This is a genomic window from Paenibacillus camelliae (assembly GCF_023715345.1).
Taxonomy (GTDB): Bacteria; Bacillota; Bacilli; order Paenibacillales; family Paenibacillaceae; genus Pristimantibacillus; species Pristimantibacillus camelliae.
On the sequence record NZ_JAMBNY010000003.1, the window covers coordinates 253,778 to 267,982 of the forward strand.

General features: G+C 42.7%; 14 protein-coding genes. 7 read left to right on the top strand and 7 right to left on the bottom strand.

What is annotated here, in order from left to right; genetic code table 11:
- The first annotated feature begins 93 nt into the window (after positions 1-93).
- Both M3180_RS09010 and M3180_RS09015 read left to right on the top strand, forming a co-directional pair.
- On the top strand, positions 94-672 hold the full coding sequence (locus M3180_RS09010; protein ID WP_251667056.1) for an RNA polymerase sigma factor: 579 nt from the start codon (positions 94-96) through the stop codon (positions 670-672).
- Between the two features lie 31 nt (positions 673-703).
- Positions 704-1,609, top strand: a complete 906-nt coding sequence (locus tag M3180_RS09015; RefSeq protein ID WP_251667057.1) for a DUF4179 domain-containing protein — start codon at positions 704-706, stop codon at positions 1,607-1,609.
- A gap of 83 nt (positions 1,610-1,692) precedes the next feature.
- Here M3180_RS09015 and M3180_RS09020 read toward each other — a convergent pair whose 3' ends face one another.
- The 4 genes from M3180_RS09020 to M3180_RS09035 all read right to left on the bottom strand — a co-directional run bounded on the left by M3180_RS09020 (position 1,693) and on the right by M3180_RS09035 (position 4,664).
- Complete coding sequence (locus M3180_RS09020) at positions 1,693-2,172, bottom strand: staygreen family protein (RefSeq protein ID WP_251667058.1); 480 nt, start codon at positions 2,170-2,172, stop codon at positions 1,693-1,695.
- A 96-nt stretch (positions 2,173-2,268) separates the two neighbouring features.
- Positions 2,269-3,069 carry a phosphotransferase gene (locus tag M3180_RS09025; RefSeq protein WP_251667059.1) on the bottom strand — a complete coding sequence of 267 codons (801 nt, stop codon included), beginning with the start codon at positions 3,067-3,069 and terminating at the stop codon, positions 2,269-2,271.
- A gap of 48 nt (positions 3,070-3,117) precedes the next feature.
- Positions 3,118-3,876 (bottom strand): hypothetical protein, encoded by a 759-nt coding sequence (locus M3180_RS09030; protein ID WP_251667060.1) that lies wholly within the window; start codon positions 3,874-3,876, stop codon positions 3,118-3,120.
- A gap of 206 nt (positions 3,877-4,082) precedes the next feature.
- Positions 4,083-4,664 (bottom strand): Crp/Fnr family transcriptional regulator, encoded by a 582-nt coding sequence (locus M3180_RS09035; RefSeq protein WP_251667091.1) that lies wholly within the window; start codon positions 4,662-4,664, stop codon positions 4,083-4,085.
- A 143-nt stretch (positions 4,665-4,807) separates the two neighbouring features.
- Between M3180_RS09035 and M3180_RS09040 the strand changes: the two genes are divergently transcribed.
- Together M3180_RS09040 and M3180_RS09045 are read left to right on the top strand one after the other, a co-directional pair.
- Positions 4,808-5,770, top strand: coding sequence for an NAD(P)-dependent alcohol dehydrogenase (locus tag M3180_RS09040; RefSeq protein WP_251667061.1), 963 nt, complete (start codon positions 4,808-4,810; stop codon positions 5,768-5,770).
- A gap of 148 nt (positions 5,771-5,918) precedes the next feature.
- Positions 5,919-7,646: a stalk domain-containing protein gene (locus M3180_RS09045; RefSeq protein ID WP_251667062.1), complete on the top strand. Its 1,728-nt coding sequence runs from the start codon at positions 5,919-5,921 to the stop codon at positions 7,644-7,646.
- A 63-nt stretch (positions 7,647-7,709) separates the two neighbouring features.
- Here M3180_RS09045 and M3180_RS09050 read toward each other — a convergent pair whose 3' ends face one another.
- The 3 genes from M3180_RS09050 to M3180_RS09060 form a co-directional block, all read right to left on the bottom strand.
- A complete protein-coding gene (locus tag M3180_RS09050; RefSeq protein WP_251667063.1) occupies positions 7,710-9,869 on the bottom strand; it encodes a serine hydrolase domain-containing protein in 2,160 nt (719 codons plus the stop codon).
- Positions 9,870-9,981: 112 nt separating this feature from the next.
- Positions 9,982-11,289 carry a sensor histidine kinase gene (locus M3180_RS09055; RefSeq protein ID WP_251667064.1) on the bottom strand — a complete coding sequence of 436 codons (1,308 nt, stop codon included), beginning with the start codon at positions 11,287-11,289 and terminating at the stop codon, positions 9,982-9,984.
- Positions 11,290-11,291: 2 nt separating this feature from the next.
- A complete protein-coding gene (locus tag M3180_RS09060; protein ID WP_251667065.1) occupies positions 11,292-12,032 on the bottom strand; it encodes a LytR/AlgR family response regulator transcription factor in 741 nt (246 codons plus the stop codon).
- A gap of 265 nt (positions 12,033-12,297) precedes the next feature.
- Between M3180_RS09060 and M3180_RS09065 the strand changes: the two genes are divergently transcribed.
- From M3180_RS09065 to rbsD, 3 genes are all read left to right on the top strand, one after another.
- Positions 12,298-12,642, top strand: a complete 345-nt coding sequence (locus tag M3180_RS09065; RefSeq protein WP_251667066.1) for a winged helix-turn-helix transcriptional regulator — start codon at positions 12,298-12,300, stop codon at positions 12,640-12,642.
- A 272-nt stretch (positions 12,643-12,914) separates the two neighbouring features.
- Positions 12,915-13,793: a ribokinase gene (rbsK, locus tag M3180_RS09070; RefSeq protein WP_251667092.1), complete on the top strand. Its 879-nt coding sequence runs from the start codon at positions 12,915-12,917 to the stop codon at positions 13,791-13,793.
- A 2-nt stretch (positions 13,794-13,795) separates the two neighbouring features.
- A complete protein-coding gene (gene rbsD / locus M3180_RS09075) occupies positions 13,796-14,197 on the top strand; it encodes a D-ribose pyranase (RefSeq protein WP_251667067.1) in 402 nt (133 codons plus the stop codon).
- Positions 14,198-14,205: the final 8 nt, after the last annotated feature.

Here is a 14,205-nt window from a genome sequence, read left to right on the forward strand (position 1 = left end):
GTTTGAAGATTGAAATATCATTTAAATAAATTTAAGTAGATATGGAAACTTTTCTCTGACATTCTTTGTATAGGTAGATGAGGAGGGATGAAGTTGAGCGATAGCATCTTAATACAACGACTTAAGGAAAACGATGACTCCGCAATAGAAGAGCTCATTACTATATACGGTCAATACATTGCTGCAGTTGTTTATAGAGTTGGCGGATTATCACTACATGCTGAGGATGTTGAAGAAGTCGTATCCGATGTTTTTTATGCCGTGTGGAAAAGCAGGCATAAGATTCTACAAACCGAGTCTTTAAAGCCGTACTTGGCACAAATCGCGCGGAACATGACACGAAATAAATGGAGACATGTGAAACATGATCAGCCGCTCGATGATCAGCTTGCAATGGCAAATAACTTCCCTACAACTGACGATGCGCTGATTCAGAAAGAAAATGTCGCAACGATTAAGAAATTGATCGCTACATTGAAGCCACCAGATAACGATATCCTCTATGCATATTATATCTGGAATTATAAACTTGAAGATATTGCTCTGATGTATAATCTTCCTTTGTCTACGGTGAAGTCGAAGATTTATAGAGGCAGGAGAACAATCGTCGAATGTTTTGAAGGAGGAGGTAATAGTTATGGAGAATTCCGATTACAACACAAGGACTCCTGAGATTAATCTAGACAGGATAAAGCGTTTAACCATGAGTAAAATACAACGAGATAAGAAGCGACATGTATTTTCGTTCAAGAGCAAGTTCACCAAGGCTGCCTGCGCGATTGTAGCTGCCTTTGTCATTACAACAGGCAGTGTGGCATACGCAATGAAAGCAGAAGATATAAAAATTATCATTAGCTATATTACAGGCATCCAGCAAGCAAAAGTTCTTACGGTGGGAAAGACGATCTCGAACAAGGACTATCAGTTGAAAGTCCATGAAATCGTGACCGATTCAAGTTTGGGTTATATTGTTATTTCCGTAGAGGCGTTAAGTGAGTCCAGTAAAGAAAGCTTCGAGAGCTATCGATATAGTAACTATGAAACCCCAACTGTTGGTAGTGCCAAAGGTATCTCGGAATTAGAAGATTATAGAGAACCATACATCAGATATTATAAAATATACCTCTTAGGCAGATCTAAACTCAACCAATACGAACACGACGGCATTCTTCAATTTTCACTTAGAGGAATAGACACCCCCATTGAAGTTTCACTGTCACCTACTATAGATCGTATTGATATGGATATTACGGAAGATACAACGAATGGATATCAGTATCAGTTCAAAAAGCTTTATCTATCAGAGCTTGGACTGTCATTCGAAGCCATAGATTCCAAAACGAATGTGATGGAATATGATTATAAGATCGAGTTGCTATTCAATGAAGGAACGAAGGAGTTGTTACTGCAGCAAAAGAACGATGTATTCGATCGTGGCAACCTGCTAGAAGGCTGGTCAGGTAATAGTGGTCCTGATACGAATGGTAACTACTATGCGGATAGGTTTATTCCTTTTTCAAAGACTATTCCGCTAGATACGATAAACAAAGTGATTATTAATGATATCGAATTTGATATCGATAGACCGCAAGAAACGGATCATAACTAAGAGGTTTGATAGACAGGAATAGCTGTAGGTAGCAACGAAAAGGAGTGATTAGATACGTCTGATCGCTCCTTTAGTGATTACACTTAACGATGTACAACATTTATTTGTGATAAATACTGACGCGGTGTACCGTAGTAGAGCACTTGACGATACTGAGGATAGTTTGACATGTAATGGATAAAAATCGGGGCATCAAGAAGAAGTGGATAACGAGCGTAGAATGGTCGGTCTCCATAGACAATGCCACTTATTGCAGTATCCATTTCTTTCATGAAAATTTTAAACCGTATACCCGCTGCGGAAGAGCTATATTCCCCTCCGTCTACATATGCTGTTCCTGCTAATGTTAAATGACCATTTACATCCTTCTTCCACTCTGCCAGCACTTCATCACGCATTTGAGGATTAACAACCTGCATATTGTACATATACCCTATATCTAAAAATAGTTGGCCCGTAATGTCTGAATGCGTTAGCGTATATTTCCTTCCCTCCACTGGCTGAGCGAAAGTGGCTGGTGTCATAAGATTCACTGTTAATTTATGTGGGTCGAACTCGGACATGATCATTCCTCCACCATTCTTTATTTATGGATTACCTTGTCATAATTTATGTGGGTAAATACCTTTATGGTTGGATTCATGCCCATGCACTCTATTCTATACCCAATCCTCGAAGTGATCCGTTACGAATTCAATCTCGCTCTCATAATGAGCCAAGTGTCCTTCATCAATCATTTTTTGAAAGGCAAGATTTCCTTCTGATGCACCTTCTTTCAATGTTTCACACATCGTAGTCAGTCGTTGTATAATCCACTGTCGCAGCTCATGAGGAACGGGTATTCCATACGCTTCAAAAAATAAATGAACTCGACGACGGCGCTCCGTAGCATGTAGATCCTTACGATACTGTACCGTTTTATCCGAAGAATGGTCAGGTGCGAAGCTCGCCAGCGGAACCGATGTGTAAAGGGTATAGGCAATGTCCCACATTCGCGGTCCAGGTCCTGCCATGTCAAAATCTATCAGTGCTATAGGACTCCCTTGTTGAAAGACCACATTATACAACGCAGCATCGTTATGACATATTACCTCGTGCTCGCGTTCATCGATATAACTAAGCTGCCATTTCCCCTTCGTTAAGAGCGTAGATCCTTCAGTAGCATCATGAAAACGGCGCAACAGACGAGCTAATTCTACAAGTGTGTCATCCGACCACATGTAGGATTCAAGCTCGGGGTAATCGTTCCCTGTGACTTCTCCAGCAATGAATGTTAGAATTTCACGACCAGAGTCGTCGATGCCGAGAAATCTTGGTGCACCCTCAAAGCCTTGCTGCTCTAGATGCTTAAGCAACCCATGCACAGACGGGCTCCAATAACCAGTCGGTCGAAGCACCGTATTTTCCTTTCGGATAATGTGATTAACATTGCCGCCCATTAACACTTCTTCCTCAGTCACTAAGCCTCGCCCCCCTCTCCTATTTGTTTAGCCGCCCTTCAATGCTTGCTAGCCTATGATTACATCAATCACTAGAACTCCTATCCAGATTAAAAAAGATGCGCCGCATATAATAATTTCTAGAAAATGAATCTGGAATAGTTTATACTGCCCCTGCTCGGTCTGGCGAATCCCGAGGAAATCACAATGCTGATTGATATATATAAACGCACAGGCAAATATTAATCCTGATAAGATGAAAGCGGCAGATGGTAAACTCATGACATACATAGGATTACCGCTGGTCTCCAAACTCAGCACAAATCCGAACTCCTTAGACATTAGAAACGTCAGCACAATGATAACAAACAAGATCAGCCCCAAGCTGAAAGGATGCTCTCTATAATCAATCAGACGCAGAAAATTCTGTAGCTTATCACTTTTAGGCTGAAATTTCTCTTTTTTAATATCCTCATTTTCATCTTTCATAATATAAACAAACGATATTCCAACCATTCCTAAGAACATGATGGGCTGAAGCAAGCTTGTTGCTAGTCCAAAATCAAAGATAGCTATAATCACGAGAACAACAAAGAGAATAACAACTAGTTTGTTTCCCACTTTCTCTCGTTTCTCCCACAACCTATTAATGAAATGTTGATTGTTTTCCCTTCTTGCTTGGTCAGTCATTATATTATTTTCACTGTGGGCAGCATGCTTTCTATTAAGCTGGATGATCATATAAGCGATAATCGACAAGCATAACCCGATAATCAAAAAGATAAAGGCTTCCCTCGGGTAAGTATCATAGTCATCATATGTATCCACGATCCAAAGACCATCCAAAACAACGAGAAAGATACCAATTATAAATATGTAAGGAGCTGCTTTGTAAATGATTAGTCCTCCACTCCCTTTTCAAGTTTGTATGATCTTGACTTAAGTCAATGCGCGTTAACATTCCCCTAGTTACAATATTATCATGACTGAAGGATGAAGGTTATTCTAGTGTGTTCCAAGGTTATTGTATTAGATCAGCTATTGAGCTGGTTGATTCTCTTCTTAATTCTGCTTAGTGATTCCGGAGTCATGCCAAGATAACTGGCCAGTTGATGTTGGGGTACACGGTCGATGAGAGTTGGACGTTTCAATTGCAGCAATCTGAAGCGTTCTTCGGGCGATGCAGCAATAAATGCAGCGAATTCCTCTTGTATCTTAGCAAAGTCTGCCTCAATCATCTTGCGGGTCATCGACTCCAACTGAGGATGCTTGTTATACATGTCCTTTTCCGTATTCAAGTCGCCAACGACCATCACCGAATCTTCCACGCATATGAATGTGTAGTTAGAAATCTTATCTGGTTTGTGATCAAAAACAGCGATCGCCTGCTCTTCAGTATAGAAATTGGAGGTGACCTCCCGTCCCTCTACATCAATCGAATACTGTCTTACGCATCCTTTCAGGACAAAATAACAAGCTGTCGGTGAATCGCCTTGTTGAAAAAGAACGGTCCCTTTTTTGAATTCTTCTATATAAATCTCATCCACAATGGCTTGCTGTTCATCCTTGTTTAGGGAAGTGAGTTCAGTTAGATATTTGTAGAAAATGTTTTTCAGTGAAATTTTTCTTCAGCTCCTTCTCTACCGTTTTCACCATTATCTTCCTACATGGAGCCTTTTGTAAAGGATCAATACAGTGGATCACAATAGATTATTATTGTTTGTTTACGATGAAAAATTAATAATAGGAGGCTATATTCATGAAAGCTATGGTACAACATTCATATGGTTCACCGGAAGTGATTGTCCTTCAAGAAATCGCAAAGCCATCGCCTGGAAGTAAGGAAATACTCATCCGTCTGCGAGCAGCCGCAGTAGGGCCATCGGACTGTGCTTTTCGTAAGGGAGATCCGTTCATGATTAAATTAATATACGGACTATCCAAACCGAAATTTGCAATTGGAGGTTGTGAATTTGCCGGAGTGGTCGAAGCGATCGGCTCAGAAGTAAAGCATATTGAAGCTGGGGATCGTGTATTGGGTATGAGCGTTAAAAACTTCGGAGCTTATGCTGAATATATCTGTCTTTCTGAAGATAGCCCTCTTGCGGTTATACCAGACAACATCACCTTTGAAGAAGCCGTAGGCATTTGTGACGGAGGGGCCACCGCATTAACGTTTCTAAGAGACAAGGCAAAGCTGCGGAAAGGACAAAAGGTGCTAATTAACGGTGCCTCGGGGGCGGTCGGCATCTACGCCGTGCAATTAGCCAAATACTACGGCGCCGAAGTTACTGGTGTTTGCTCTGCAGGTAACGTAGGTCTGGTCAGAAATGCAGGAGCAGATTTCACTATTGATTATACCCAGGAGGATTTCACGAGGATGGATAAAACCTATGATGTCATTTTTGATGCTGTAGGAAAACGCTCCTTCTCCGCATGCAAACCTGTACTTGCAAGCAAAGGAATATATCTGACGACCGAGCCCAAGCTTTCTATCGTATTGCAGATGCTGTGGACTTCTTTGTTTAAAGGAAAAAAGGCTGTTTTTGCAACAGCCGGTCTAATGCAAAACAAAGCGAATTTGACGTTTCTCATGGAGCTTGCAAGCAATGGAACGCTAAACGCAGTAATCGATCGTCGATATCCATTGGAGCACCTGCCTGACGCCCACCAATATGTTGAGACTGAACGTAAAAAGGGTAATGTCATTATTACAATCTAAGGTAGGACCAAGAAAATCCTACTAGATGAGACCTTTGATACCGTTGATTGACATGCATTTACTTCTGCAAATTAAATTCCTATGATACTCTATTATAATCAGTGCCGAACCTTGCACTAACACTAACATGAGAGAGGGGAAACTAGCATTGGAAAGTAGAAGAGCGTCAGGCATGTCCATGTCCATATGGGCAAAGCTTGGCATGGTTACAGCGATCGTAGCTGCTATGCTTACGTTTGGAGGGGGAGACGCATCGGCTGCTGCAAAATCGGTAGACGGCTATAAAGCAGCTTGGTCAATTTCATCCGGCAAGTCGGATTACGATGCAACAATATCGATTGTCGAGGCTAACGGGGATGGATCTCTCCTCTATGCTAAGCATGAGATGAATCAAAGAGATGTTCTTGAATTCGGAATGGTAGGTCCATCCGGAAAAGTACTGTGGAAGCGAAATGACCTTCATGCCTACACCTATGAGATCACGGACAATGCGATCCTTGCATCGGTTTATACCGATGGTCAGGACCATCGAAGTGAAACGATTATTACGATTGATAAGAAAACAGGAAAAACGAAGAGCAAATTTCTTCTAAACTCAATTGGAGTTGAATATCTAGAGAGGTTTTCCCTAGACAATGAACGATTGTACGTAAGCGACAAGAACAAATTAATAGCGGTCAAGCATGGTGGAAAGAAGGCATGGGAGCTGGTAACCCACCAAGAGCTTTATAAGCAAACGAATATTCCGATTGGCTATCACGAACCTGTCATTATCAATGACGATATGATCTTGACCTGGACGACCTGCAGCATGTCACAAATGTGCTCCTGGCTGGATGAGGAGTCCTATCAACTGACTGCTTTATCACCACAAACTGGAAAAACAATTTGGTCAGTTCCCGAGAGAATAAGCGCCGACTACGTTACAATTGATCGAAAGAATGGGCAAATTGTAATGAATACCTTCGATGATCAGACCGTTGCCTACCGGCTTAGCGACGGTAAAAAGCTATGGAGTTATCAGGTTAAGAAAGACTCAAGCTTTTATTCAGGGCAAGACTTTGGCATTACAGATCCTGATGGAAAGACTTATCTGAATGTCATTTATGAAAACAACGGAGTGTATAGCACGGGACGTTTCATTGCGCTGAATGCAGACGGTTCTGTCGCATGGGAATCAAAATTTAACACGGGTTCGATTGTAAATCTTAGGGGAATTAGCCAGGACGGAAAGGTGTTGTACTTTGAAGGCGGCAATATTCAATCAAAGATATACCGCGTCGACCGACATACTGGTAAGAGATTATCCGAAGGAACATACCATCTGGAATATGCAATCGATAATGGACATGTTTTGCTAGAGCGCTTAAAGGATGGAGCCACTCGTGCAACAGTGCTAACTAGCAACGGTGCAAAGATCGGCAGTGTAAGCTATCAGAACAACGATGAGCTCGTCATCGGACCGGATTACACCGTTTATCATGTTTCTCTACGCAAAATCACCGCATATACGCCGCAGAAGAAGGCGGTCTCTGTAGCTGTAAATGGACAATTCCCTACCATGCCACAAGCAGCTGTCGTGCGTAACGGTTATACGTACGTACCTGTGCGAGGCATTCTAGAGCAAAGCGGCGCGACCGTACGATGGGACGGAGCAGCGCGAAAGGTGACTGTGAAGAAGACAAATCTGACAGTGGAATTGCGGATTGATAGCGCGAAGGCTATCGTAAACGGTAAAACCGTGCAGCTTGAAGCACCTGCAATTATGATCGGTAATTCGACGATGCTTCCGTTGCGCTTCCTTGTAGAGACGCTGGACGGAACCGTCACTTGGGACAACGCTTCAAAAACAGTTTGGATCAATATGGAGTCATAAGATAAACTAAACACCCATTACTAAGAAAAGAAGGTCCATCTTTGAGATAGACCTTCTTTCTGTTTACTCCTTGCGCTCTAGTGTAATCTTGAATACATCACCCGCTTCGCCGCCGAAGACGATTAAGCCGTTCTCTGGCAAAACGGCGGTATGGCTACCGCTAATCGTTGAAACATGTAGTGGCATTCCACTCGCATCGTAGATGACGAAACCACTTGATTCTGGGTAATCAACCGTAATCGTGCGGCCGCCAACTCCTTCATCAATGTGGAACCACCGTGCGTGGCCTGATGTCTGAATCGTTGCAATGGACGTTTTTCCTTTGTAGAGCGGCATAATGGCACGCTCACTAATGTAGGTCCAACCGCCCGCTTGCAAGTACTCAACACCCTCCTCTTCGTAGAAGTCCAGATCAAAGGCATCACGTCCATTCATTACAGGAATTTCTACAATGTTCTCCGCATGGTTATCATCTGTAATCAAGGCTGCGTTCGCATAGCTGCCTGCCTCGTCAAGCTGAATCGTTTTAGATAAAACTTGAAGCGATAAATAGAACAATGAATTAATCTTCTCATTTACGGTATAGTACGTTTTTCCATTACGCTCTTTCCACGCCAGCTTCGTACTATCGTCCAGCTTGTTGTCCTCTAACCTCTGCAGCTCGTAGTAATCAATAGACGCATGACCGATACCTGGAAACTCTATTATGCTCCGAACACGAACGTAGGTGTGTCCGTTGCTCTGCTCGTCAAAGCTGATCATCGTGCGTCCATCCTCTCCCGTAAAGGCTTGATCGCCGGTATACACGTAGCTCTGCTCCGGTATAAAGCCACCGAGCATATCCGGAAGCTTCATTTCACTGTCCTCGATTGCAATGTTGAGCGTGGCATCTACTCTTCCATATAAGCCAGCGTAGGCTTTCAGATGATCAGGCATCTGTTGCTTAACGGGAGTATCGAAGGCTGTGAGCGGTTGTATACTTGAAATCTCACCCACTTCCTTTAGATAAGTCAACAACATATTGGATGCTGCGGCCGTGTTAAACATCGATGATCCACCCGCTGTCAGGAGTGCAATAGAAACGTTTTTCTCGGGCAAAGCAATGTAAGCCGAATGATATAAAGTCGTATCACCGCCTTTGGTCACTGCCTGTATGCCGTATGCATCAAAAGGAGCCAGATCAACTGAATCCCAACCGAGCCCATAGCCAAAGACGTTCGAGCTGCCTTCCACCCAAACCCCATTACGGTATTCTGGCTTCTGCATAGCGAGCGCTGATGCTTTTGACAGGAGATCAGGTCGTTGACCCGTCAATACCTCCGAGAATAGAGTCACTTCTTCGGCTGTCGAGTAAATGCCTCCAGTTCCGAGAACGTTCGCATTTTCAACTGGCAATACTCCTTCGATGCCTGGTAGACGGATTGGGTAGATTTGACTGCGGTCAAACCTATCTAATGGTGTTTTCGTCGAGGTTAGCCCGAGTGGTCTACTAACATATGTTGCTAGAAACTCACTGTAGCTCATTCCACTAACCCGCTCCACCAAAATCTCCAGCAACTGAAATCCGTCGTTGGCATAGACGGAATATTCACCCGGCTCCGACTTCAATCGTTGGCCACGCAAATTTTCGAGCAAGGTATCTCGGTTCTCCGTACTGTTGTCTGCAAACAGCATGCTATTTCTATAATGGCTTCCATAAAGTCCTGCCGAGTGGTTCATAAGCATGCGTGGTGTAATTTGCTTGTACCTTTCATCGGCCATTGTGAAATCTGGAATGTATTCTGTTAGCTTTGCATCTATATCCACCTTGCCAGCGTCCGCCAGCATCATCGTTGCAGCAGTCACGTACATTTTACTGACTGAGCCAATAGCAAACATGACGCTACTTGCAATGGGTACCTTGCTACCCGTTTCATCAAGTCCAAGTCCTCCCGACAGCACAACTTCCCCATCCTTGCGAATCGCGTATTGGACGCCGCTTGCGCCATAACCATCGATAAGTGTCTCCGCGATGAGTCGTGCTTCTGTCGTAGTCCACTCTAGTGTCGTCGTGCCTTTTTCATTCAATGACGATGAAGGCTGATTGTCCCTTGCTATCGAGTCCCCTGTTGCGTGGACTCTTGCCATCTCGCCCTGTTCGGCTCTTACCGCTCCCTCGGACATAGGTGCCACAAGCAGCAATGCTGCCACCAACGCAACACCAGTTCGTTTCCAACTTTTCATTCGTTCTCTCCCTCTTTCTATTGGTCATTCTGGAATGACTTTATCATAAGGGAAATGGAGCATAGATAATGTCAAATTGACCCGAAACGAAAAAAACAATCCCCGAAATGCATTACGTACGGGAATTGTTAGTGTCGGGAAACGGCAGGACGACCATGTTTTCGAATAGATTCGCTTTAGTTTCAATTGTCATATGCCCGCCATATTTTTCGCAGATTCGCTTAATATTGGTTAGCCCGAAGCCATGAAATTCCGGGTTCACTTTTTTGCTTTGCAAATCGTTTACCTCTCGCTCCACGTGATTACGAATCAGAATAAAAAGCGCAGACTCGCTGGAACGGATGTTCACAACCATTTGCCGGTCATCTGCTAGTTTTATCTTTTTTGATGCCTCAATGGCATTATCCAGCAAATTACCTAGCACGACGCATAAGTCATAACGCTCGATAGGAAGCTCTCGATCGAAAAGACGAAGCTCAGTGATTATCTTAATTCCGTTAGCCTGCCCAATGTTTAAGGCGTTGGTCAATAAGGCGTCGATGGCGAGGTTACCCGTATTGATCCGGTCATATGCATCTTCAACCTTGTTTAGCGTGACGCGGATATGCTCGCTCGCTTCAGCTGTTTTCCCTTGCTTCATGCATTCATCGATAAATAATAGCTGCTGGTTCGTATCATGAATGATACTTTTAATCTTCTTAAAGCTGTGCACCGTCTTTTCATAATTGGCTTCTTGATAGTCCATCTGCTGCTGGAGCTGTGCATTTTGATGCATAAGCTGAAACCTAGCCATAATCGTATCAAGAATATATACGACCAAAATATTCAATACAATAAGGCCACTAACAGCGAGATAGTAATGCAGATTCTTTTCGCTGTACATCGTTAGCACATTCACCTGATAGGTACTAATTAGCGGTACGCTAAGGAACAGAATATGATAGCGTAAACTCAATGGATAGTTTCTACGTTTAGCCAACATTCGAATAACCTGTACCACTGCAAACATTAGGATATAGCTTAGCAATAATCTTGTGCCAAACAGCAGTTGATCGCCTTCATTGGCGGTGTATGTATACTTAGGTATATCAGTTAGTGATGGATCAAGTACATATACGCTAATGGAGTGGACGAGCGTTAGCAGCACAATATAGAGCACGGAAAACACGACTCTCATTCGCAGCTCTGATTCATATCCGAGTGACAGACAAAAAATCGCCGCCATCATTAATAAATTAAAGCCAAGCAAAGGTAGCGGCACATTCAGAAACATTACATTGGCAATAAGGAATGCCAAGATATACAGCCACTTCGTCGGTTTGCTTTTCTCTTTACCGAAGACGGAGTTAAAATAAAAGTTAACCTGCACGGTCATGACTAACGGAATAACTACATTTAATAGCACAATAAATGGATCCATGTTCATTCCGCCCTCATCACCATAAATTTTGTACAGACGTCCTTGACTTCCTTGACCTTAGATCGACCAATTGGTAGCTCTAATCCGTTAGTCATGACCACGTTGCTTCCCGAAAATTTATGTACGTGAAGCAAATTAATTAGAATTGAACGGTGTATCTGAAGAAATTTGCTATTCTTTAATGCCGTCGCATAGTGTGAGATCAATCCTCGTCCATAATAGACAGCATGTATCGTCGTAAATTTCAGCTGGCTTTTTACCGTTAAGCTTTTGGCCGCTTCAATAGCAATAATATCGTCGGTCTGTAGTACAATGTCCTCGTAGGCTGATTTAATAATCAATAAGTTCTGGTCTCGCTCTTCAAAGTATCGGAACAGCTTCAGCATCTTGCTCTCGAATACTTCCGGTTCCATGGGCTTCATCAAGTATTGGAATGTAATCACATCAAAGCTATCCATCATGTACTCGGCATAGCTCGTCAAATATATGATCTGTTCGTGGTGCCGCTTCATTTTACGCAGAGTGCGCGCCGTGTCAATGCCGTTTATGCCTTTCATTTCAATGTCTAGGATGAGAATATGAAAAGGAGCTTCCTCCCTCTCGTAATGTGCAATCAATTGCTCGCCGGAAGCAAATTCTGCAACCTCGAACTCGTTTCCACTTTTGACTGATAGTGTGACCAGCATATTTCTGACCTTGTCTCTCTCCTTCTCATCGTCATCACATATCGCAATTCTGTACATAAACTCCTCCTTTCCCAAACAAAAAAGCTGCCCATCCGAGCTTGGGCAACTTCATTGGACGGTTATTCAACAGTAAAACTTTAATAGGCACATCTTCACCTATTATTGGGGTATTGTCAATATATTTACAGTCATCTATGTTCATTGTTTTTTGAGTTACTTTTTTGTTCTCCTTACCTTAAAGAATTGCTATGATAGACTATAGGTAGATCATGGAACAGTACGCTTGTTAAAGCTAGATACGATTAGAAAGGATAGTGTTACGATGAGTATGGTTGAGTATAAAGGCAAGGTGAAAAATATTCAGGATACACCTTTTGGCTATACGTTATCGGTCATCGGAGGAAAGTGGAAGATGGTCATTATTTACCTTTTAGCCGAAAATCAGCCCGTTCGCTTTAATGAACTAAAAAGGCAAATAGGAGCGATTACATATAAGATGCTGAGCTCTCAGCTCAAAGAGCTGGAAAAAGACGAGATGGTTAGACGGGTTGAATACCCTAATATCCCACCAAAGGTTGAGTATTATCTCACTGAAAAGGCTGAATCCTTATTACCTGTATTGGAAGGGCTGTGCGAATGGGGAGTACAAAACCAGAAGCAATCTTGATCCGAAACTATACAGAAAAATGGTTCTAATCGCTAACTAGCATGCTGATTAGAACCATGAGTAATGACGATTAATAAATATTCCTTAGCAACTCCATAACTGCCTCTACACACACTATCCTATGCCTCTATAGATGAAACCGTTGAAATTTTACACACGTAAAGCTTCAACGGTTTTTTTGTTGTGAAGCAAAAGTCTGAAACTGTATATTCATCATCATATTTACAAATGATACTCACAAGATTGTCGGAACTCATGAAAGGTTGATGGAATTGGTAAAGGTATGTGTGATCGGTAGCTGTGCAATGGACTTAGTCGTAACCTCAACGAAACGACCGCAGGCTGGAGAAACGGTGCTTGGAGATAAATTTTCAATCGTACCTGGTGGCAAAGGTGCCAATCAAGCCATCGCTGCTGCAAGACTAGGTGCACAAGTAACGATGATCGGTTGCGTCGGAACTGACTTTTATGGTGATACGATCTTAGAGAACTTTAAGCAAAATGCTGTAGATATCTCTTATATCGAACGATCCTCTGAAGTTGATAGTGGAACGGCCCATATTATATTAGCCGAAGGTGATAACAGTATTATCGTTGTGAAGGGCGCTAATGACAACGTAACGACTGCACTAATTGATAAATCATTAGAGCCAATAAAAACTGCACATATCGTCTTGATACAGCAGGAAATCCCAGAAGAAACGGTCGATTATGTTAGTGATATTTGCGCTAAGTACAATGTCCCACTATTACTGAATCCTGCACCCGCTCGCAGCATATCCCAGAAAATCATTGAGCAGGCTCAGTATCTTACACCTAATGAGCATGAATGTGCTATTTTATTTCCTCAAATTAATACAAGCCAAGCATTACAGCTATATCCAAACAAGCTCTTTATAACCGAAGGTAGTAAGGGCGTTCGTTACTTTAATGGAGAGCATGAAGTGCTTGTACCTACCTATAAAGTTGACGCGGTGGACACAACAGGTGCTGGCGACACATTTAATGCAGCCTTAGCCGTATCCTTAGCTGAAGGTAATCCTATCGACTCTGCGTTGAAGTTTGCTAATCGTGCTGCGTCACTATCTGTAACGAAATTCGGCGCTCAAGGTGGCATGCCTTCACGAGCGGAAGTAGAGGAGAAGCTTTAAAGATGAAGAAGCATGGCATATTGAATAGTCACATTTCCAAGATATTAGCGGACTTAGGGCATACGGATAGGATCGTGATTGCGGATATTGGCTTACCTATTCCTGAGCATATAGAAAAGATTGATTTGGCCCTTCGTTTTGGCCTGCCAAGCTATGAAGAGGTTGTGAAGGTAATATTCGAGGATATGGTCATTGAGAAGGTTATTCTCGCCAAAGAGCTTGCCGATCAGAATCGTCCGGTTTCTCAATTTATGCTTAAGCAATGTAATGACATTGAAGTGGTTGAGGTTAGCCACGAGGAGTTTAAACAATTAACGCATGATGTAAAAGTGATCATTCGAACAGGTGAAGCAACACCGTATGCAAATTGCATCCTACAAGCCGGTGTGAATTTTGGACAATAAGGAGGCTC